Source organism: Pseudoalteromonas rubra, from assembly GCF_005886805.2.
GTDB lineage: Bacteria > Pseudomonadota > Gammaproteobacteria > Enterobacterales > Alteromonadaceae > Pseudoalteromonas > Pseudoalteromonas rubra_D.
In genome coordinates this window covers 3,272,730-3,293,582 of the sequence record NZ_CP045429.1, presented here as the reverse complement: position 1 = coordinate 3,293,582, position 20,853 = coordinate 3,272,730, and the positions used below count along the sequence as shown (strand labels likewise).

18 protein-coding genes are annotated in these 20,853 nt (G+C 49.5%); 7 read left to right on the top strand and 11 right to left on the bottom strand.

Annotated elements, in window-relative coordinates:
- Window positions 1-29: 29 nt before the first annotated feature.
- The 9 genes from CWC22_RS14285 to leuS all read right to left on the bottom strand — a co-directional run bounded on the left by CWC22_RS14285 (window position 30) and on the right by leuS (window position 9,462).
- Window positions 30-791 carry a septal ring lytic transglycosylase RlpA family protein gene (locus tag CWC22_RS14285; RefSeq protein ID WP_416365155.1) on the bottom strand — a complete coding sequence of 254 codons (762 nt, stop codon included), beginning with the start codon at window positions 789-791 and terminating at the stop codon, window positions 30-32.
- Window positions 791-1,897, bottom strand: a complete 1,107-nt coding sequence (gene rodA / locus CWC22_RS14280; protein ID WP_138537677.1) for a rod shape-determining protein RodA — start codon at window positions 1,895-1,897, stop codon at window positions 791-793. The genes CWC22_RS14285 and rodA overlap by 1 nt, the downstream gene beginning before the upstream one ends.
- Window positions 1,894-3,765, bottom strand: a complete 1,872-nt coding sequence (mrdA, locus tag CWC22_RS14275; RefSeq protein ID WP_138537676.1) for a penicillin-binding protein 2 — start codon at window positions 3,763-3,765, stop codon at window positions 1,894-1,896. The genes rodA and mrdA overlap by 4 nt, the downstream gene beginning before the upstream one ends.
- An 8-nt stretch (window positions 3,766-3,773) precedes the next feature.
- Window positions 3,774-4,244 (bottom strand): 23S rRNA (pseudouridine(1915)-N(3))-methyltransferase RlmH, encoded by a 471-nt coding sequence (gene rlmH / locus CWC22_RS14270; RefSeq protein WP_010382641.1) that lies wholly within the window; start codon window positions 4,242-4,244, stop codon window positions 3,774-3,776.
- Between the two features lies 1 nt (window position 4,245).
- Window positions 4,246-4,563, bottom strand: coding sequence for a ribosome silencing factor (gene rsfS, locus CWC22_RS14265; RefSeq protein ID WP_010382639.1), 318 nt, complete (start codon window positions 4,561-4,563; stop codon window positions 4,246-4,248).
- A 99-nt stretch (window positions 4,564-4,662) separates the two neighbouring features.
- Window positions 4,663-5,307 carry a nicotinate-nucleotide adenylyltransferase gene (gene nadD / locus CWC22_RS14260; protein WP_125559858.1) on the bottom strand — a complete coding sequence of 215 codons (645 nt, stop codon included), beginning with the start codon at window positions 5,305-5,307 and terminating at the stop codon, window positions 4,663-4,665.
- Entirely contained in the window at window positions 5,304-6,341 is a 1,038-nt protein-coding gene (holA, locus tag CWC22_RS14255; RefSeq protein WP_138537675.1) for a DNA polymerase III subunit delta, read from the bottom strand. Before holA ends, nadD begins: the two co-directional genes overlap by 4 nt.
- Window positions 6,341-6,874 carry an LPS assembly lipoprotein LptE gene (gene lptE, locus CWC22_RS14250; protein ID WP_418949203.1) on the bottom strand — a complete coding sequence of 178 codons (534 nt, stop codon included), beginning with the start codon at window positions 6,872-6,874 and terminating at the stop codon, window positions 6,341-6,343. Before lptE ends, holA begins: the two co-directional genes overlap by 1 nt.
- Window positions 6,874-9,462 (bottom strand): leucine--tRNA ligase, encoded by a 2,589-nt coding sequence (gene leuS / locus CWC22_RS14245; RefSeq protein ID WP_138537674.1) that lies wholly within the window; start codon window positions 9,460-9,462, stop codon window positions 6,874-6,876. The genes lptE and leuS overlap by 1 nt, the downstream gene beginning before the upstream one ends.
- Window positions 9,463-9,671: 209 nt before the next feature.
- Here leuS and CWC22_RS14240 point away from each other — a divergent pair, with 209 nt between their 5' ends.
- Genes CWC22_RS14240 through CWC22_RS14230 form a run of 3 tightly spaced genes read left to right on the top strand, consistent with a single transcriptional unit; the run spans window position 9,672 to window position 13,110 of the window.
- A complete protein-coding gene (locus CWC22_RS14240; RefSeq protein ID WP_010382634.1) occupies window positions 9,672-10,130 on the top strand; it encodes a zinc ribbon-containing protein in 459 nt (152 codons plus the stop codon).
- A gap of 53 nt (window positions 10,131-10,183) precedes the next feature.
- On the top strand, window positions 10,184-12,616 hold the full coding sequence (locus CWC22_RS14235; RefSeq protein WP_138537673.1) for a Lon protease family protein: 2,433 nt from the start codon (window positions 10,184-10,186) through the stop codon (window positions 12,614-12,616).
- Window positions 12,617-12,630: 14 nt separating this feature from the next.
- Window positions 12,631-13,110, top strand: a complete 480-nt coding sequence (locus CWC22_RS14230; protein ID WP_125559866.1) for an FKBP-type peptidyl-prolyl cis-trans isomerase — start codon at window positions 12,631-12,633, stop codon at window positions 13,108-13,110.
- Window positions 13,111-13,154: 44 nt separating this feature from the next.
- Here CWC22_RS14230 and CWC22_RS14225 read toward each other — a convergent pair whose 3' ends face one another.
- The gene (locus CWC22_RS14225) at window positions 13,155-13,778 is read right to left on the bottom strand and encodes a TIGR04211 family SH3 domain-containing protein (protein WP_125559868.1); all 624 of its coding nucleotides are present in this window, start codon (window positions 13,776-13,778) and stop codon (window positions 13,155-13,157) included.
- Between the two features lie 287 nt (window positions 13,779-14,065).
- Here CWC22_RS14225 and CWC22_RS14220 point away from each other — a divergent pair, with 287 nt between their 5' ends.
- From CWC22_RS14220 to CWC22_RS14210, 3 genes are read left to right on the top strand one after another with little or no spacing between them, the layout of a single operon-like run.
- The gene (locus CWC22_RS14220; protein WP_125559870.1) at window positions 14,066-15,583 is read left to right on the top strand and encodes a CYTH and CHAD domain-containing protein; all 1,518 of its coding nucleotides are present in this window, start codon (window positions 14,066-14,068) and stop codon (window positions 15,581-15,583) included.
- A 25-nt stretch (window positions 15,584-15,608) separates the two neighbouring features.
- Window positions 15,609-16,253: an START domain-containing protein gene (locus CWC22_RS14215; protein WP_138537672.1), complete on the top strand. Its 645-nt coding sequence runs from the start codon at window positions 15,609-15,611 to the stop codon at window positions 16,251-16,253.
- A 56-nt stretch (window positions 16,254-16,309) separates the two neighbouring features.
- Window positions 16,310-17,161 (top strand): HDOD domain-containing protein, encoded by an 852-nt coding sequence (locus CWC22_RS14210; protein ID WP_138537671.1) that lies wholly within the window; start codon window positions 16,310-16,312, stop codon window positions 17,159-17,161.
- A gap of 63 nt (window positions 17,162-17,224) precedes the next feature.
- Here the strand turns inward: CWC22_RS14210 and metK are convergent, their stop codons facing one another.
- Entirely contained in the window at window positions 17,225-18,376 is a 1,152-nt protein-coding gene (gene metK / locus CWC22_RS14205; protein WP_010382626.1) for a methionine adenosyltransferase, read from the bottom strand.
- 361 nt (window positions 18,377-18,737) lie between these two features.
- Between metK and tkt the strand changes: the two genes are divergently transcribed.
- The gene (tkt, locus tag CWC22_RS14200; RefSeq protein ID WP_138537670.1) at window positions 18,738-20,732 is read left to right on the top strand and encodes a transketolase; all 1,995 of its coding nucleotides are present in this window, start codon (window positions 18,738-18,740) and stop codon (window positions 20,730-20,732) included.
- The last annotated feature ends 121 nt before the right edge of the window (window positions 20,733-20,853 follow it).

Below are 20,853 nucleotides of genomic sequence, written 5' to 3'. Positions count from 1 at the left end.
CGGCATGTTTAAAGTCATTACAGAACATTTTAAAGTTCATGTTCTGTGTAAAGCAAGAAGGCGCGATTAAATTCCCCCTGGCGCAATGTCTCTAAGAGTTGTTGCGCCGTGTTATCGTCGGTGATCGGGCCTAATCTTAGCTTGTATAAGTTGTCCTCAAAGGCAATGGGTGTGTCGAGCTGAAATTGCTGCGACAAAGTGCTGGCCAGTGCCTGCACATTTTCGATGTTGCTGGCAGCGGCCACCTGCACATAGGTTAGCCTGGGCGTATCGCGCGCTATGGTAATGGCCTCAATCTTAACCTGTGCTGTACCCTGATGATGAAAGCCCAGCTTGTAGGCTGCTGCATAGGATAAGTCAATCAGGCGGTCCTCGTGAAAAGGTCCACGGTCATTGACGCGTACTACTGCGCTTTTACCATTTTCAACATTGGTGACCCGGACAAAGCTCGGTAACGGCAGCGTTTTGTGTGCAGCCGTCATATCGAACATGTTAAATACTTCACCATTTGAGGTGTAGTAGCCATGAAATTTCCGTCCGTACCAGGATGCGGTGCCTTCAGCCTGATAGCCTTTTTCATCCGACATCGGCGTGTAGCGCTTGCCCAAAACCTCGTAGGGGCGACCTGCGCTGACACTTTTGGCTTCGCTGGTCACTAGCGCATCCTGCATTTCCAGCTCGGTAGGCGCGCGCACGGGGGCTTTGTCCTGTTTCACATGATAGCGACTGCTACAGGCGCTTAATACAACAACAAAACCCAGTAGTGCGGCCTGTTTAAACGTCCTCTTGATCACTTCAATAACATCCTCTTATCTGTGGCTATCGACATGATAATGCCAAACCCGGCCATCAAGGTCACCATGGAGGTGCCACCATAACTGATCAGTGGCAGGGGCACCCCGACGACGGGGAGCAGGCCCGAAACCATGCCGATATTAACAAAAATATATACGAAAAAGGTCAGTGTCAGTGCGCCGGCCAATAATTTACTGAAGGCATCTTGCGCATTCACGGCAACGTACAGTCCGCGGCCAATAATAAACAGGTACAGGCTGAGTAAAATCACCACACCTGTCAGTCCGAATTCTTCACTTAACACGGAAAAAATGAAGTCAGTATGACGCTCCGGCAGAAATTCCAGCTGGGACTGCGTACCTTGCAGCCAGCCCTTGCCCTCAATGCCGCCTGAGCCGATGGCGATTTTTGATTGTATGATGTGATAGCCTGACCCCAGCGGGTCACTTTCAGGGTCTAAAAAGGTCAGTACTCGCTGCTTTTGATAGGCGTGCATACCAAAATGCCACAGGGCAAATCCGCCCGGAATGGCCAGCAGAACACCGGAGCCGATCAGCTTCCAGCTGAGCCCGCCAAGAAACAGTACAAAAATCCCCGAGCTGGCGATCAGGATAGACGTACCCAGGTCGGGCTGCTCTTTGATCAGCAAAGTCGGCACCAGCACCATGGCAAAGCCAACAATAATATGGATAAAGCGTGGTGGCATATGGTGACGGCCAATGTACCAGGCAACCATCATAGGCACAGCGATCTTCATGATTTCGGACGGCTGAAAGCGGGTAATGCCCAGATCCAGCCAGCGTTGCGCACCTTTACTACTGACCCCGACAAACAACACAGCAACCAGCATCAGCAGGCCGATGGTATACATGGGAAACACCAGCCTTTTTAAGGTGTTGGGAGATAGTTGTGCCACAATGAGCATAGCGGCAAAGGCGGCAAACATGCGTTTGCTGTGGCGCACCACCATGTCCATATCCTGGCCGCTGGCACTGTAGACTATGGTGATACTACCGAGCATCATCGCCAGCATGGCAAGCAACAGCGGCAGGTCGATATGTAGCCGTTGCCAGATTGTGCGTTGTTGATTCAACGGGCTCATTGTCCCTCCGTGTCACTAGGGTAGGTGGCAAAATAATAGTCCATCAGGCGCCGGGCTATCGGAGCTGCGATGGCAGAACCACCGCCCTGGTTTTCGACCACAATGGCAACCACAATACGTGGGTCGTTGTAAGGGGCAAAGCCGGTATAAATGGCATTGTCGCGGTGCCTTTCCTGTAGCTTCTCCGCATCGTATTCTTCACCCTGAGCGATACTGACGATTTGCGCCGTGCCGGTTTTACCGGCAGGATCGTAAGTTGCACCTTTAAACGCTTTGTGCGCTGTGCCTGTGGTTTTGTAGACCGTGTTGTGCATCGCCTCCAGGGCAATACGCCAGTGATCAGGGTTCTCTAATACCACAGGGGGTTTCTCATCGATGTACATTTGGGTAACTTCATTGTCATGACGGGCAACTTGTGCCAGATGCGGCGGTCTGTGTGCTCCTTTGTTAACCAAAATAGACACTGCGTTGGCGATTTGGATCGGGGTTGCGGTCCAGTAGCCCTGACCGATACCAACCGAAATGGTGTCGCCTGGCCACCAGTTTTCTCTGAAGCGCTGACGCTTCCAGTCTGTGGTGGGCATAATGGCAGAGGTCTCTTCATGGATATCTATGCCCGATAAATCACCAAAGCCAAACTGGCTCATAAAGTTACTGATCTTGGTGATCCCCAGCTGATATGCAGTATGGTAAAAATAGGTGTCACACGATTCTTCAATGGCTTTGTAGACGTCAACGTGGCCATGTCCCCAGCGTTTCCAGTCACGCCAGCGGTGGTCAACATTGGGGATCTGAAAAAAGCCCGGATCCCAGAGTTTAGTTTGTTCTGTGACCAGCCCTTCTTCCAATGCCAGGATGGCCAAATGCGGTTTAACTGTGGATGCGGGTGCATAGCGACCCTGCGTGACTCGGTTGATCAGGGGCCTGTCGGGGTTGAGCAATTCACGATATTTTTTACTGCTGATCCCGTGGACAAATAAGTTAGGGTCGTAGCTGGGGTTAGAGTACATGGCCAGTACGCCGCCATCTTTAGGATCGAGCACAACAATGGCACCACGTACACCTTCGAGTTCTTTTTGGGCTATTTGCTGCAAACCAATATCCATGGTGAGGACCAGGTCGTCACCGGGTTGTGGCGGTTCCACGCCCAGGGTGCGAATGATACGGCCGCGATTGTTGACTTCGACGCGTTGTGAGCCGACCACGCCATGCAGACGAGACTCATAGAACTTTTCAATGCCCAGTTTACCAATATCCCGGGTTGCGCGATAGTTGCTGGCATTACCTTCTGATTCCAGCTCGGCGAGTTCTTTTTTATTCAGTTTGGCGACATACCCCAGCGCGTGCGTGAGAGTATCGCCATAAGGGTAATAGCGTGCCAGCCGGGCCTCAATACTGAAGCCGGGAAATTTGTGCTGATTAACGGAAAACGTGGCCACTTCTTGCTCATTCAGACGGCCTTTCAGGATCTGGCTTTTAAAGCGACGATTGTGGCGAATGTCTTTACGAAACTCTTCGACCTGCTGATCGCTGATGTCGATAAGGGTGCGTACCTGCGTGAGCGCAGTTTCGAGATCGTCCACGTCTTCGGGAATGACTTCCAGGTTATAAACCGGGCGGTTTTCGGCCAAAATGATGCCGTTGCGGTCGTAGATCAGACCTCGGTTTGGTGCGACCGGGATGACTTTGATGCGGTTATCATTGGAGCGGGTCTGGTAGGTTTCGTGCTCCGTCACCTGCAATTTGTACACGTTGTGTAGCAGGATACCTATCAGAGTAACCACGAAGACAAAGCCAATAAAGGCGCGACGCGCAAACAGGTTTGCTTCTGCGCTGTGATCACGGATCGTCGGCCTATGATTGAGCATAATGGCGCTTATTCCCTGTGGTAAGGATGGTTGTTATTTAAACTCCAGCCTCGATAGAGGCTTTCAGCTACCACAATGCGCACCAGTGGGTGAGGCAGTGTCAGATTGGACAGTGACCATTTTTGCTCCGAGGCGGCGATACATTCCGGCGCTAAGCCTTCTGGTCCGCCAATTAACAAACTGACATCGCGGCCATCAAGCTGCCACTTTTCCATATTGCTGGCGAGCTGGTGCGTGTCCCAGGGCTTACCTGTTACTTCCAGCGTCACGATGCGGTTGCCCTTGGGAATGGCTGCCAGGGTTTTTTCGCCTTCCTGTTGCAAAATACGCTTGATGTCGGCGTTTTTGCCGCGTTTACCCGCCGAAATCTCGATAAGCTCCAGCGGCATATCCTTAGGGAAACGCCGCTGGTATTCTTTGAAGCCAGTTTCTACCCAACCAGGCATTTTTGTACCGACTGCGATTAGCTGGATCTTCACATTAACCCCAGAGCTTCTCTAGGTCATAGAAGTCACGTGTCTGGTCTTGCATGACGTGAACAATTACATCGCCCAAATCAACCAGTACCCATTCACCTGTATCCTGACCCTCATGGCCTAGCGGGGTTTCACCGGCATGACGGGCTTCTTTGGCCACATGGTCGGCAATCGACTGCACATGGCGCTTGGAGTTACCAGAGCAAATAACCATGTAATCGGTGACGGAAGAGGTATTTCTTACATCGAGGTGAACGATATCGCGGGCTTTCATGTCGTCGACTTTGTCTAATGCAAAATCTAGTAATTGTTTTGAATCCAAATCTCTGTCTCTTTGCTACAAATAAGCGGCAATTGTAACACGGTTAGCAGGGGGAAACTCAAGTCTGTGACTGAGGTTGTCTATCCATTGCTGTCCGGGTTAGGTGTCGTCGCTACTGCTTAGGTACAATTGATGTGCCTGAATATACTTTAGGACTGCATTATTCAGCCAAGGTTCAACAGCTTGGCGCTGTTTTATCGCATTTCTGATGGTACTGGACGCAGCCTCAAACGGTTGGCCTGGCAAAAAATAACACAGGCCAGCAGGCAGCGTGCTGAGTTGCTCAGGTCCGCTACAGCGCGCTTGTTCAAGGTAAGTCTGCAACGCCGCTGACGGCGCAAAGGCATCGCCCGGGCGCTGATACACCACAAGGTGACATAATGACACGATATCCTGCCAGCGATACCATTTGTCCAGGCTGTTAAACGAGTCCATGCCCATTAAAAACACCAGGGCCTGATCTGGATACTCAGCTTTGAGCTCTTCCAGCGTGAGCAAAGAATACGAAGGTGTATCGCGCTCGAGTTCCCTTCGGTCAATGGTGAATCTGGAGTCATGCGCAGTGGCCAGCTGTAACATGGCCAACCTGTCTTCGGTACTGATAGAAGGACCTTTTTTGTGAACAGGTACGGCGTTGGGGATAAAGCGCAGTTCGGAAAGTGTGAGTACAGCCATGCACTGTGTGGCCATATTGATGTGACCCAGATGCACAGGATCAAAGGTACCGCCGAACACTGCTATCATGCCAACTCCTCGTAGGGCAGAGAAAAAGGCAGAGACTGGCAAAAGCTCAGTGCAATGTGTGCCAACGCCTGGTAAGGCGCAACCAGAATATTGCGCTTATAAGCGGAATCAAATTCGGCCAGCAGCACGAGCAATTGTTCCAGTTGCGCAGTGTTCAGTCGATCAAGGGCTTGCTGGGTGCTCTGCTGCTGATTTTTCCACACATTGTGTTTTTTGAATGCATCCGGTGTCGGTGTGCCTGCTTGTATTAAGTGTTTAAGGTTGAGCAACAGCTGAGCCTGGTTGTGCAGTGTCCAGGCAATGCTGGCAGGCTCAACATTATCGTGAGCTAATTTATTCAATACTTTGATTAAAGTACGAGGGTTGCCACGTAATAGCCCATCGTTTAGGTCAAAGATATCAAACTTAGCCTGATTGAGCAGACCGCTGAGCAGTTTTTCCTGATCGATGGGGGTATTTTTATACAACAGAGATAGCTTTTCCAGCTCCTGATGGGTTGCCAGCAGGTTGCCTTCAGTCGCCTGCAGCAGACTGCGTTTGGCATCATTATTGAGGTTCAACTTGAGCCGCTTGCACTCATCGTCGAGCCAGCGTTGCAGATGGTAGCCGGTGAGGGCATAGCAGGGCACAAACAAACCTTGTTTATCCAGTGCTTTAAACCAAGCGCTACGCTGAATATCCTGCGAGGCCTTGGCTCCTTTGAGGATTAAAATCACATCCGGGTTTGGGTTTGCCGCCAGCTCTTTTAAGATGGCCACGGCCTGGGTGGGTGGCTTCTGCTGATTAAGATCGAATTCAATCAGTGTCTGGGCGCTGAACAGCGACATACTGTTGTACTGATTGACCAGCTCCTGCCAGTCAAAACCGGGCAGCAGGCTGAATTTTATCACTTCATCAAAGCCCTGTCGTTTAGCCACCTGGCGCACCGAGGTAACGCACTGGGCTTCCTGGAAAGGCTCTTCACCAAAAATCAGATAAAACGGATGCAGGCCTTGTTTAAGCTGGCCTGCTAATTGATTGGCATAACAACGCATCAGAGTTGAGATAATTCGCGAATAATACGGCGACTGGCAAGCTCTCGTAACTCGCTAAGGATGATTTCACGTTCTTGCGCTTTACCCAGGGCATTGTCCGGATCATCCTGATAGTTGCGGTACAGTTCAAATTCCTGTTCGACAGGTTCAAACCCTGGGCGCGTGAGGCGGTAGCGAACACTATAGGCCAGCTCATATTGTGCGACCTGACCATTTTTGAACAGACTTAGTGTCTGGCGTTCAAGGGAATCACGATACAGGTGCAACTCTACGGCCTTCTGACCATTACCCAGTTTGGGAGAGGGCAACAGCTCAACCTGGGCGCGTCTCAGAGCCTGTTTCAGGCTTGAGTAAAGCGCTGACTTACTGTCGGTGCCACTCAGATACAGGACCCTGAGGTCATCAGGCAGGTACGAGGCTTTCTTAAGCGCAAAGCCACACCCCGACAGCGCCACACAGGCAAACAACGCCAGCATGAAACCATGCCAGCGCCTTGTCATACTGAATAAAGGGGTATTCAGCAGGGCAGCCATTAGTTGGCTACCACATTGAACAGTTTACCTGGTACGTAGATTTTCTTACGTATGGTTTTACCCTCGGTAAACTTCAGCACGTTTTCATCGGCAAATGCCAGTGCTTCAATTTGCTCCTGGGTTGCGTCTGCCGCCACAGTCAGCTTAGTACGCAGTTTACCATTGACCTGTACTACGATCAGCTTCTCGTCTTCTACGAGGGCTGCGGCGTCAACCTGAGGCCAGCGTGCATCCAGAATATCGCCTTGCTTGCCAAGTTGTTCCCACAGCTCGTGTGATAGGTGAGGTGTGATAGGCGCCAGCATAATGATCATGGCTTCCAGTGCTTCATTGGCCAGTGCAATGTCCTGGGCGTCTTTTAGAGGCGCTTTGGCCAGCTTATTTGACAGCTCCATGATTGCAGCAATAGCGGTGTTGAAAGTCTGACGGCGCTCAACGTCATCCGTTACTTTAGCAATCGCTTTGTGGATCTCACGACGTAACGTCTTTTGTGCACTGTTCAAGGCGTTCAGATCCAGCTCAGCGGTACCAGCAGCTTTAACGTCTACGGCAAATTTCCAAACCCGGCGCAAGAAGCGATGTGCACCTTCTACACCTGAGTCAGACCATTCCAGCGTCTGCTCTGGTGGTGCCGTGAACATCATAAACAAGCGTACGGTATCGGCACCGTACTGTTTGATAACGATTTGTGGATCGATACCGTTGTTCTTTGACTTCGACATCTTGCTCATGCCCGCAGAGAATACCGGTTCACCATCGTCTTTGTGCCAGGCTTTCGTGATGCGGCCCTTGTCGTCGGTTTCGGTTTCTACGTCGGTTGGTGAAATCCAGATGTCACCGCCTTTTTCATCTTTGCGGTAGTAAGTTTCAGCCAATACCATGCCCTGACACAGCAGGCGCTCGAATGGCTCACTTGAATTCACCAGACCAAAATCGCGCAATAGTTTGTGGAAGAAGCGTGCATACAAGAGGTGCAGGATAGCGTGCTCGATACCGCCAATGTATTGGTTTACCGGCAGCCAGTAGTTTGCTGCGCCTGGCTCCAGCATGCCTTCGTCGTAACGTGGGCTACAGTAGCGCGCGTAGTACCAGGATGACTCCATAAAGGTGTCAAAGGTATCCGTTTCGTGGAATACCTGCTCACCATTAACGGTTGCCTTGGCCCACTCAGGGTCTGATTTAATCGGTGATGTTACACCGTCCATTACGACGTCTTCCGGCAGACGCACTGGCAGCATGTCTGCGCTGGCAGCCAGCTCACTGCCATCCGCTTTATTTAGCATTGGAATTGGTGAACCCCAGTAGCGCTGACGACTTACACCCCAGTCACGCAGACGGAAATTCACTTTACGCTTACCCGCATTCATACCTTCCAGCTTTTCAGCGATGGCATTGAAGGCTTCTTCAAAATTCAGGCCATCGAACTCACCAGAGTTGATTAACACGCCTTTTTCGGTAAACGCCGCTTCATTTAAATCAGCTTGTAGTTCGCTGTCAGCTGCCGGGGCAATCACTTGTTTGATTTCCAGGCCGTAGGCGCTGGCAAATTCATAATCGCGCTGATCGTGACCTGGTACGGCCATCACGGCACCTGAGCCGTAATCCATCAGAACAAAGTTCGCAACCCAGATAGGCACTTGCTTACCGGTAAGCGGGTGGATAGCGTAGAAACCGGTCGCGATGCCTTTTTTGTCCATGGTGGCCATGTCGGCTTCAGCAACTTTGGTATTTTTGCATTCTTCAACAAACGCAGCGATGTCTGCGTTGTTTTGCGCTGCTTCCTGAGCAATCGGGTGTCCGGCTGCTACAGCAACGTAAGTCACACCCATAAAGGTATCCGGGCGTGTAGTGTAAACAGTGAAGTGCTCATCGTTGTCGGCGCGTTTAAAGTCGATTTCCAGACCTTCTGAGCGACCGATCCAGTTGCGCTGCATCGTTTTTACTTGCTCAGGCCAGTGTTCAAGCTGGTCCAAATCGTCCAGTAGTTCTTGCGCGTAGTCGGTGATTTTAATAAACCATTGTGGAATTTCTTTTTGCTCAACGATGGCACCTGAACGCCAGCCGCGACCATCGATAACCTGCTCGTTAGCCAATACGGTTTGGTCAACCGGATCCCAGTTTACGGTTGACATTTTTTTGTAAACCAGGCCCTTTTCGTACAGTTTAGTGAAGAACCATTGCTCCCACTTGTAGTAATCCGGGTGGCAGGTTGCGATTTCACGATCCCAGTCATAACCAAAGCCAAGCAGCTTTAACTGGTTACGCATGTAATCAATGTTTTCGTAGGTCCATTTTGCTGGCGCCGTGTTGTTCTTGATTGCAGCATTTTCCGCAGGCAGGCCGAATGCGTCCCAACCCATAGGTTGCATCACATTTTTGCCCTGGAGTCGTTGGAAACGCGAGACCACATCACCGATGGTGTAGTTACGAACGTGACCCATGTGGAGACGACCACTTGGGTATGGGAACATGGACAGACAGTAGTATTTTTCTTTTGATTCGTCTTCAACAACTTTGAAGCTGTTATTTTGTTCCCAATGGGACTGAACTTTAGGTTCGATTTCTTGCGGGTTGTATTGCTCTTGCATTGACGTTTCCAGACTTCTTGCAAACTAATTAGAAAATTGCCGATAGCATACCCGAAAAAACGCGCTGATCACAGCGCTTCAAAGCGGATTTATGAGCGCAAATTGGTACAGTGATGATGATTTGTTTCAGGACTGTGACGTTAGCTGAACTATACTGACTAGTAGACACTGAAAATAGGCTGCGAAATAGCGTGAGTCGGGAGGCAAACATGGCGGATTACAAGCGCTGGCTGGATGACTTTTCATTATGGCTGAAAGACGTCAAAGAGCACGAGCTAAAAAAATTGCTCAGGGAGTTTATGGATGCCCAGGAGGCGGTTAAGCAGCTGTCAAAAGACAAGCTGGCGGATTATCGTTATTTTCTAAAGCGTGACCTGGCGCATCTGAGTGAACACAAAGACCATTACGATGATGTGGCCTGGGAAGAGCTTAAAGCCAGCGTAATGTATGAATTGGCCCAATTGGAAGATCGCACTCAGCTCGAATGGCAGGCATTAGTGCAGGACTTTCAACACGATGGCATTTACAAACAAGGGGAATGGATAGCATTGGGGCAATTAGTGTGTAAAAATTGCGGCCATAAAACGAATGTCTATTATGCGTTGGAAATTCCGTCGTGCAGCGAATGTGGGCACGGTGAGTTTGCTCGTAAGGCACTTACCCCTTAATCACAGCCCTGCGCGCGGATGTCGTGCGGCCGGCCAAGAGAAAGAAGTTAGGAATGACGAAAACCATTAAGCCTTTGAGCAGCGAACAGCTGGCTCCCAGTGTGTCTTTGCCACACATCTCCACGTGCATGCAAAACCCCTATCCGGATCCTTTACCTTTTATCGGTCAGAATCGGGCGCAAAGTGCGCTGGATTTTGCTCTGGGTATGGAGTTGCCCGGCTACAACGTGTTTGTCATGGGCGAAGCGGCGACGGGTCGATTCACTATGGTGAAGGATAAACTCGAAGCACATTGTAAAACTCGCCCGACCCCCAAAGAGTGGTTGTATGTCAATAATTACGACGACCACAGAGAGCCCATTGCCTTGTTTATGCAGGCAGGTGAAAGCAAGGTACTGGCTGACGACATTGATTCTTTCCTTGATGAAGTTGTGGATACGTTTCCGGCTGCATTTGATAACCCAGGTTATCAGCGTAAGAAAAAGTCGCTCGACAGGGACTTTGATAACAAATACAACGCCGCCCTGAGTGCGGTGGAAGAACTGGCCGCAAAGAAAAGCGTCGCTATGATGGAAGAAAAAGGGGTGGTGAGTTTTGCCCCTGTGGTGGATGGCAAAGCGCTTGATGATGCCGAATTTATGGCACTGGAGGAGGCGGTTCAGGAACACTTCTTCGATGCCATTGAAAAGCTCGAAGATTGCCTGATTGAGGCTTTGATTGAGTTACCGCGCTGGAAGCGGGAGTCGTCAGAAAAGCTCCGTGAGCTCAAGAAAACTACCATTGAGCTGGCGACTAAGCCTCTGCTGAAGGCACTGGAGCATAAGTATGCCAGCCACATTGGTGTGATCCGCTACCTCAAAGATTTACGGGTAGAAATTGTCGATGCTGTGCTCGACTGGCTCGATGACGATAGTTCGTCAGAAGAGAGCAAAGACGATTTTGATGCCAAAGGCATGCTGAGCGACTTCTTTGCGCCTAATATTCTGGTGGAGTTTAAAGAAGGGCAGGCCGCGCCAGTGGTGTACGAGCCTAACCCGACCTTTGGCAATATCTTTGGCAAAATAGAGTATGCCAACGCCCATGGAACCCTGATCACCAGTTACCGCTCTATTCAGCCGGGTGCGTTACACCGTGCCAACGGTGGTTACCTGATCATGGACGCTGACAAAGTGCTGGCCAATGCACAGGTCTGGGATGGACTCAAACTGTCTTTGAAAACGCACCAGATTAAAAACGACTTGCCCTATCAGGACAGCTCGGTGGGCAGCAGCTTTACCCTTAAACCTCAGCTGATCCCGCTGGACGTGAAGATCATCTTGCTGGGCTCGCGTGATTTGTATTACACCATTGGTGAGTACGACGAAGAGTTCGGAGAATTGTTCCGGGTGCTGGCCGATTTTGACTACTATCTGCCGGACAGTGACCGACTACAATACCAGTTTGTCACTAAGGTGCAGGAGTACTGTGAGCAGACTTTGAAGTGCACACTGACCGGCGAGGCGCTGGCGCGTTTACTGAAGTTTAGTTATCGTCAGGCCGAGCATCAGAACAAGCTGTCAGCGCGGTTTGCGGACGTGCTGGAACTGGTGGCAGAGGCAAGCTATTACGCTAAACAGGACGGGTTGAGCGAGATTGATGCGCCACATATCGATGAAGCCATTGTCGGCAAACAGTATCGAACCGGCCAGCTGAGTGAGAATATGCTCAGCGACATTGAAGAGGGGCACACGCTTATTGCTACTGACGGTGAAGCCGTCGGTAAAGTCAACGGTCTGACAGTGCTGCACATTGGCGATACGGCTTTTGGTACCCCAGCGCGTATTACCGCAACTGTATATGCTGGCGCTGATGGCGTGATAGACGTTGAACGTGAAGCAGAGCTGGGCAAGTCTATCCACTCTAAAGGGGTGATGCTATTAACCGGTTATCTGGGTAACAAGTATGCGCAAAGCTTTAGCCTGACGCTCAGTGCCAATATTGCCATTGAACAAAGTTATGGTTTTATTGACGGCGACAGCGCGTCTCTGGCCGAGTTATGTGGCTTACTCTCTGCAATCACTCAGCTGCCTATCGATCAGTCTCTGGCTCTGACAGGGTCGATTAACCAACATGGTGAAGTGCAGGCTGTTGGCGGGGTCAATGAAAAGATCGAAGGCTTCTTTAAGTTGTGCAAAATGCGCGGTCTGACCGGGCGTCAGGGCGTGATCATTCCTCGCTCCAACCTGATCAACCTGGTACTGGATGACGAAGTGCTGGCTGCGGCACAGCAAGGTCGGTTCCATATTTTCGCGGTCGCGACAGTCGACGAGGCATTGTCTTTGCTGATGCAGCGAGAAGCAGGAGCGCTGGTGAATGGCCAGTATCCGGATCAAAGCATCAACGCATTGGCACTGGCTCGCCTTGCGCAAATTGCCGACGTGGTTAATGGCGATGACAAAGACGCTGAGAGCGACCCGTCAACTGAACAAGATAAAGATCATTCATAATTTAGGTAGTCACTATGTCAATAACCAATATTGTTCTCGTCCTGGTCATCGTTGTGCTGGGATGGCTTATTTTCAAAAACGGTAAACAGCAAAAGCAGGCGGCGGCAGGGAATCGTATTGAAGCCGCTGAGTTTTTGGCGCAAAACGGCCAAAAGCCGGGGATCACGACCACGCAATCAGGCCTGCAATATGAAGTGATGAGCAAAGGGGATGGGGACGTTCACCCAGGGCCCACCGATAAAGTGACCGTGCATTATCATGGCACTTTACTGGATGGTTCCGTGTTTGACAGCTCAGTGGTGCGCGGAGAGTCAATTAGCTTTGGTCTGAATCAGGTGATAGCAGGCTGGACAGAAGGCGTTCAGTTAATGACGGTGGGTGATAAGTATCGTTTCTTTATCGGACCTGATCTTGGTTATGGTGATAGAGCAGCCGGGAAAATAGCGCCGGGGTCACTGTTGATTTTTGAAGTTGAGTTATTGGGTATTGAGTAACAGAAATTAAAAAGGCCGTAAAGGCCTTTTTAATTGGTGATTGTTTACGCCCAGCCGTCGTAGCGCTTACGCCGTGACAACACCAGGGTTAATATGACACCAATCAGAATGCCTGCAATGGCAATACCGCCACCATAGCTCAATAGCATGTGTTGTTCTGTTTGTGCTTTGTTTTTACTTGACTCTACCTGAGCTTCAAGCGCTTTTTCTAACTCAGTGATATTGTTTTTCAGCGCCTCATTATCTTGTTGTAGTTGCAGATTAGCTTGTTCCAGTTGTGGAATTTGGCTCTGTAACGTATTGAGCTCATTGCTGCTATCGCTGAGTGCCAGGTTGGCACTGTCGAGTCGTTGACGCAACCCTGGCTCTGATGTGACGAATTGGCTTTCTACCCATCCTTCGCGTGCTTTGTCATCTCTGATTTGAATAAAGTTGTCTTGCTCTGCATTGAGGATGGTGATCGGGCTTCCGGCTTCAACAGAGCCCAGAATGCGATAATTCTTGCCCGGTCCGGTGTGCATGAATAAGTATAAATCGTCGACAATATAGCCATTATTGTCAGTTGCTGACTGTGCCTCTGTGGGCTCATTTTGCAGCTCGGTTTGCTCCGCCATTGCGCTCAATGAGAGCACAGACAGCAGCAGCGGCAAAGCGATATTTTTCAGCATTTACAGGCCTTAAATATTGATATCGTTATAAAGTTAACAAAATAGTAGGGATTTCCCGGCGCAAAGGCAAGGGGCAGGTTTTGCAGGAAAAGGGTGAACAGTTGGTTTTCAGCTCAGTTGTGAGGGCGTTCATGGTGAAGATAGGTGTACATGTTTACACCTGTAATTGACGAAACCGGTTGGGATTGGTGGTGATAATGCGCTAATAATTACTAAAAGGTTTGCAAAGTGCGGACCCTTTGTATATTTTGAAGGTTCGAAAATTACATAGGTAAATCACACCCCTGATGGACACTGAGATAGAACTGAAATTTTTGGTTTCAGACAATGAAGTTCCGCTGATCCCAGCCCTTATTACCCAGTTTGCTAAAAAAGTCAGCAACAAGCCCGCTAAAAACCTGAAAAATGCCTACTTTGATACCCCTAGCCGGGAGTTACGTGCATTGGACATAGGCTTACGCACACGCTGCAATGATGACGACTGCGAGCAGACGATCAAACTTGCGGGTGAAGTGGTTGGAGGGTTGCATCAGCGTCCAGAATACAATCTACCCATTCAGGGCAGTCGACCAGATATTCATGCCTTTGACAGCAGTATTTGGCCTATGGGTGTGCAGCTGGAATCAATCGCCAGTAATTTATTCCCGATCTTCAGTACCAACTTTATTCGCCGTACCTGGTTGATTGAGACCGAGGCAGGTAGTGAAATTGAGGTAGTACTGGATAAAGGTGAGATCAGTGCACAGGGGGTCGTTGAGCCAATTTCTGAGCTTGAAATTGAGTTAATTGATGGCGACAGAGATGATTTATTTCTGCTGGCCGATCATTTGTTACAGCATATTGGGCTCAGGCTCGGATTATACTCCAAGGCGGCAAGAGGCTATCGTATCGCCGATGATAAACCGCTCAAGGCGAATAAAACTCTGGGCGTGATTAAATTGCCTCGTGGTTGCTCACAAGAGCAAGCACTGGTCGCCACCGTAAACCACGGTATTCAGTTTGTTCAGAAACACGAGCAGTGTTATCTTGATGCGCCGAGTCTCAAAACGCTGAAGCGCGTCATTGACGGCGTCAGCCTGATCCGCCATGCATTTTGGTTGTTCGAGGAGTTTGTTGATAAGTCGTCAACGGAATTTTTACGCAAAGAACTCAAGTGGCTATTGTCAGAACTGGGCTGGGTGGAAAATGCTATTCATCTGAAAACCTATACTTCAAAGCGACATGCCTATTTCAAACGAATCTCCAATGCACCTGAGTTGGCTCAGGTCATTGCCGATATGAAAGACGTTCAGCCAACCGTGACTGATATTGAAGATCTGTTCCATTGCTCGCGATACAACCGATTGATCCTGGCACTGACTCGCTGGTTGCTGGACAAATCCTGGCGCAAAAACTGGGATCAAAACGCGATAACAGCTGCGCAAAGTCCGGTCGAGACCTTGGCCAAGCGTGCTTACGACCACGACTGGAACAAGATTACGACGCTTTATCCGGCTGATCGTACCATGACAGTGAAAGAATACCTGGAATGCCGCCAGCCGCTGGAAAACATGCTGCTTAGCGGTCATTGTCTGGGTAAGTTATACGACAAAGAAACCCGTCAGGCGTTTAGAGCGCCCTGGGTTGATATTGTCTATGGTATTTATGAGTTGGAAACGCTGTTTTATCTTCGCCAATTGTGTGAAGGTCAGCCAAATGAGGCATTGCAGGATATCTTGGTCTGGCTGCAGCAAAAGGCTGATTTCCTTGTTAGTGCGATGGAACAAAGTCGTCAGGCTTCGTTAAACAGTGAACCTTACTGGTGATACTCCGCGTTTAGCATGTCTGAGCATGCTGCTGTGGCTAGTCTGCTTTGCGGCTGCTGGTCACAGCGTGCAGAGCCAGACAAGCTGGCAGCCCTGGTATCACTCTTCTTTATTTTCTATCAGTTATCAGAAGTCGCCTGATCATCCTTTGAGGATCCGTGTCACCGGAAAATGGCCTGGCGTCAGTGCAAAATCGGTGATTAACCTGCTACATGATACCACCCGTGTTTCTGAGTGGGTTAAGCATGTCAGCGCCGTCACGATTTTGTCTCGTCCTGCGCCAAATCAGACGCTGGTTTTGACCCACTTTGATTTGCCCTGGCCACTGCGCAAGCGGGATATGGTAACGCATGCCTGCTTATTGCAAAAGTCGCCCGCCAGTTATGTGCTAACGATACGCTCAGTCACCGAGTATCCGTCTGAACCGGGAATGATCCGCATTCAACCTGTCATAGTGCAATGGGTTCTGACGGAACGAGACGATGGCGTTGAAATAAACTACCAGATCTCGGCAGATATTCAGGGCGATGCGCCGCAGTGGTTTGTCGACAAAGTAGCATTGCGCAACACTCGCGCCTCTTTTAACGCACTATACGCATTACTGCAGGCACAGGCGCGCAATGCCAAGGCTTGGGCCATTACGCCCGCAAATACCTGCCCGTTCGAATGATCATCACTGGATCATCGTCTACACTAAAATCAAACTAGCCTGACTTGTTTGTTGTTATGCTCAATATTGATGAAAAAACACTGGCGGAGTTACGCTCCGGTTTTAATCTGCCTGCAAAGCCTGAAGTTCTGGAACACATTCAGAATGAACTCAATAGTGAAGAGCCCGAGCTCAATCGTGTTGCGAACATCATTTCACAAGATGTCGCAACATCGGCCGCGGTGCTAAAAGTGATTAATTCTCCGGCCTATGGGATGTCCAGGACGGTGTCTGACATTAAACAGGCGGTGATGTTTTTGGGGCTCAATAGCATCACACAGATTGTTACTGGCTACTTATTGAAAGAAGCGTTCGACCAGAGTCTTTGTTGTATTTCGTTAGAGCGCTTCTGGGACAATGCCATTGATATTTCTCAGATAGCGATGTTAATTGGCAAGCGGGTACGCGCGAACGTCCCCATTGAGAACTTACAGTTACTCGGTTTGTTTCATGATGCCGGAATACCGGCCATGGCGATGCGTTATGACAACTACAAAGAGGTTATGACACGCGCCATTCAGCGGCCCGAATATACTCTGGCGCACTATGAGGAGGAGCTGTATCCGACCAATCACGCTGTGGTGGGTTACTATCTTGCGAACTCCTGGAATATTCCCAAATCCATGTGTCAGATTATCTTACGCCATCATGATCCGCAGTACCTGGAAGAAGAGCGTGATGAGAGCGAACAACAGGCCTTTGCCATTCTTAAACTGGCAGAAAACCTCGCATTTGAAGGAAAGTACTTTCGCAATTGTGCCGACTGGCATGCATTTAAAGATAAGATAATGATTGTCTTAAATATTCACGATGATGATTATGTGGATATTAAAGAAGATATTGAAGAGTTTCTGATTTCTGGGAATTAATTATTTCAATCCGTAAAACAAAAGGCGCCCTAAGGCGCCTTGTCTGTAAATCTGAGTTTACAATTATAGACCAGCAGCGGCTTTAAGTGCTTCTGCTTTATCTGTTGCTTCCCACGGGAATTCATTTCGGCCGAAGTGACCGTATGCCGCAGTTGGCTGATAGATTGGACGTTCAAGGTCCAGCATAGTGATCAAGCCATAAGGACGCAGGTCGAAGTGGTCGCGGATCAATTCGATCAGGCGTGCTTCTTCTAGTTTACCTGTGCCGAAGGTTTCAACACTGATAGACGTTGGCTCAGCAACACCAATTGCGTAAGACACCTGGATTTCACATTTGTCCGCAAGGCCTGCTGCTACAATGTTCTTAGCAACATAACGTGCTGCGTAAGCGGCTGAACGGTCAACTTTTGATGGATCTTTACCTGAGAATGCACCACCACCGTGACGTGCCATACCACCGTATGTATCTACGATGATTTTACGGCCAGTCAGACCACAGTCACCCATTGGGCCACCGATAACGAAACGGCCAGTAGGGTTGATGAAGAACTTGGTCGCTTCAGTGATAAGTTCAGCTGGTAGAACTGGCTTGATGATGGTTTCCATCACTGCTTCAACCAGGTCATCCTGGGAAACTGAATCACAGTGCTGAGTTGACAGAACAACCGCGTCAATACCCACTGCTTTGCCATTTTCATAGGCAAATGTTACCTGTGACTTCGCATCAGGACGCAACCAAGGCAGAGTGCCATCTTTACGCACCTGCGCCTGACGTTGAACCAGGCGGTGTGAGTAAGTGATAGGTGCCGGCATTAATACGTCGGTTTCGTTACAGGCATAACCAAACATCAGACCCTGGTCACCCGCGCCTTGCTCTTCGGGACGAGTACGGTCAACACCCTGGTTGATGTCTGGTGATTGTTTACCAATGGTGTTCAGAATTGCACATGAGTCGGCGTCGAAACCCATATCTGAATGAGTGTAGCCAATCTCGCGTACCGTTTTACGCGTTAGTTCTTCAATATCAACCCAGGCGCTAGTGGTGATTTCACCACCGACCATCACCATGCCGGTTTTTACGTAAGTTTCACACGCAACACGTGCTTTTGGATCTTGCTCAAGGATAGCATCTAGTACCGCATCAGAGATCTGATCGGCGATTTTATCCGGATGACCCTCAGAAACAGATTCAGAAGTAAATAAATGTTTTGCCATTGTATTTATGCTCACAAATATTGCGCTTCACAAACAACAGGAATAGCGCGAAAAAATCAGAGCGATATATTATCGAAAACGCGCACGGCTGCATAGCTTTTTTACGCCTAGACGTCTAATTTTAAATCTTTGCGAAAAACGCAGTAAAAAAGTCCCCGGTGACGCTAAGAATTCATTGATTTTTAATTGCAGTGGTTACCCTAATAGGTAAGAATGGGGACCAATTTTCTAATCGAGTTACCTGCATTTCGGCGTGTCATGCATTGAATTGCCACACATTAAGGTAAACATGACAACGTCGCCACACGGGTATATTAGGTACAGATTTGCCACTCAAATGACAAAAAAAGTAGGAGACTTCATGCCATCTCGCAAAGAACTTGCAAATGCCATACGCGTTCTGTCCATGGACGCAGTTCAAAAGGCCAAATCCGGTCACCCGGGTGCCCCAATGGGTATGGCCGATATCGCAGAGGTATTGTGGCGCGATTATTTAAAGCACAACCCAAATAACCCTGACTGGGTCGATCGTGACCGCTTTGTATTATCAAATGGCCATGGCTCCATGCTCATTTATTCTCTATTGCATTTGTCTGGTTATGATCTGTCAATTGATGAACTAAAAAACTTCCGCCAAATGCATTCTAAAACACCAGGTCACCCTGAGTATGGTTATGCTCCAGGCATCGAAACAACCACTGGACCACTTGGCCAGGGGATTACCAATGCGGTAGGTATGGCGATTGCTGAAAAGGCTCTGGCGGCACAGTTTAACCGTGATGAATATGACATCGTGAATCACTACACCTATGCTTTCCTGGGCGATGGCTGTTTGATGGAAGGTATTTCTCACGAAGCATGTTCTTTGGCAGGCACTCTGGGCCTGGGCAAGCTCATCGCATTTTGGGATGACAACGGTATTTCTATTGATGGTGAAGTAGAAGGCTGGTTCAGCGACGACACACCTAAGCGTTTTGAAGCGTATGGCTGGCACGTAATTGCAGATGTGGATGGTCATGACAGCGAGGCGATCACCGCTGCCATCGAAGCGGCGCGCGCTGAGTCGGATAAGCCAACCTTAATCTGCTGTAAGACAGTGATTGGTTACGGCTCACCAAACAAGTCGGGCAGCCACGATTGTCATGGTGCACCTTTGGGTGACGACGAGATCAAAGCGGCACGTGAATTCCTTGGCTGGGAGCACGAAGCGTTTGATATTCCTGAGTCTGTATATGCTAAGTGGGATGCTGCGGCGCACGGTCAGCAAATTCAGAGCGAGTGGCTGGTTAAATTCACTGAGTACCAGATGCATTACCCTGAGTTGGCGGCAGAGTTTGAACGTCGTACTAAAGGCGAGTTACCTGCTGACTGGGCACAGAAAAGTGCAGAGTACATTGCACAGTTACAAGCTAACCCAGCCAATCCGGCAACTCGTAAAGCGTCACAAAATGCATTGAATGCGTTTGGTCCATTGCTACCTGAATTTATGGGTGGTTCTGCGGACCTGGCGGGTTCAAACCTGACTTTATGGGACGGCTCTAAAGGTCTGACCGCTGACGATGCGTCAGGTAACTACATCTTCTATGGTGTACGCGAATTCGGCATGTCAGCCATCATGAATGGTATTGCTCTGCACAAAGGCTTCATTCCTTACGGCGCGACCTTCCTGATGTTTATGGAATACGCGCGTAACGCAGTGCGTATGGCTGCATTGATGAAGCAACCAAGCATTTTCGTTTACACCCACGATTCAATCGGTCTGGGTGAAGATGGCCCGACACACCAGCCGGTAGAGCAGCTTGCGAGCATGCGCATGACACCAAACCTGGTTAACTGGCGTCCGTGCGACCAGGTTGAATCTGCGGTTGCCTGGCAGCAGGCTATCGAACGTAAAGATGGCCCTACGTCACTGGTATTTACCCGTCAGGGGCTTGAGCAACAGGCGCGTAGCGACGAGCAGGTAGCAGCCATTAAGCAAGGTGGTTATGTGCTGAGCTGTGACGGTGAGCCAGAGCTTATCCTGATTGCAACTGGTTCAGAAGTTCAGCTGGCTGTAGAAGCGGCTGCAAAGCTTCGTGACAGTGGCAAGCGCGTACGTGTTGTGTCTATGCCATCTACCGATGCGTTCGATGCACAATCTGCTGAGTATAAAGAGTCAGTATTGCCAGCGGCTGTGACACGTCGTGTTGCGATTGAAGCGGGTATTGAAGACTACTGGTACAAGTATGTAGGCTTGAATGGCGCAGTAGTAGGCATGAGCACTTTTGGTGAGTCAGCGCCGGCTGCTGAGCTGTTTAAGCACTTTGGCTTCACGGTTGAGAATGTGGTTGCTAAGGCGAATGCCTTGTTCAATTAAGCTCAAACGCTAATATTGAAAAAGCCGTTTAAGGAAACTTAAGCGGCTTTTTTGTGTCAGGTGAAAAGATCTGGATAACGGTTCACATGATGGCTGACAGTCTTTTTATCATCTAGAGTGA

Bases quoted from the DNA above. Each gene is read 5' to 3' on its own strand.
- leuS (WP_138537674.1), bottom strand. From the start codon at position 9,462: ATGCAAGAGCAATACAACCCGCAAGAAATCGAACCTAAAGTTCAGTCC.
- lptE (WP_418949203.1), bottom strand. From the start codon at position 6,874: ATGGCTGCCCTGCTGAATACCCCTTTATTCAGTATGACAAGGCGCTGG.
- CWC22_RS14210 (WP_138537671.1), top strand. From the start codon at position 16,310: ATGCTCAATATTGATGAAAAAACACTGGCGGAGTTACGCTCCGGTTTT.
- mrdA (WP_138537676.1), bottom strand. From the start codon at position 3,765: ATGCTCAATCATAGGCCGACGATCCGTGATCACAGCGCAGAAGCAAAC.
- CWC22_RS14215 (WP_138537672.1), top strand. From the start codon at position 15,609: ATGCTGCTGTGGCTAGTCTGCTTTGCGGCTGCTGGTCACAGCGTGCAG.
- CWC22_RS14220 (WP_125559870.1), top strand. From the start codon at position 14,066: ATGGACACTGAGATAGAACTGAAATTTTTGGTTTCAGACAATGAAGTT.
- CWC22_RS14230 (WP_125559866.1), top strand. From the start codon at position 12,631: ATGTCAATAACCAATATTGTTCTCGTCCTGGTCATCGTTGTGCTGGGA.
- rodA (WP_138537677.1), bottom strand. From the start codon at position 1,897: ATGAGCCCGTTGAATCAACAACGCACAATCTGGCAACGGCTACATATC.
- CWC22_RS14225 (WP_125559868.1), bottom strand. From the start codon at position 13,778: ATGCTGAAAAATATCGCTTTGCCGCTGCTGCTGTCTGTGCTCTCATTG.
- metK (WP_010382626.1), bottom strand. From the start codon at position 18,376: ATGGCAAAACATTTATTTACTTCTGAATCTGTTTCTGAGGGTCATCCG.
- holA (WP_138537675.1), bottom strand. From the start codon at position 6,341: ATGCGTTGTTATGCCAATCAATTAGCAGGCCAGCTTAAACAAGGCCTG.
- nadD (WP_125559858.1), bottom strand. From the start codon at position 5,307: ATGATAGCAGTGTTCGGCGGTACCTTTGATCCTGTGCATCTGGGTCAC.
- CWC22_RS14240 (WP_010382634.1), top strand. From the start codon at position 9,672: ATGGCGGATTACAAGCGCTGGCTGGATGACTTTTCATTATGGCTGAAA.
- tkt (WP_138537670.1), top strand. From the start codon at position 18,738: ATGCCATCTCGCAAAGAACTTGCAAATGCCATACGCGTTCTGTCCATG.
- CWC22_RS14235 (WP_138537673.1), top strand. From the start codon at position 10,184: ATGACGAAAACCATTAAGCCTTTGAGCAGCGAACAGCTGGCTCCCAGT.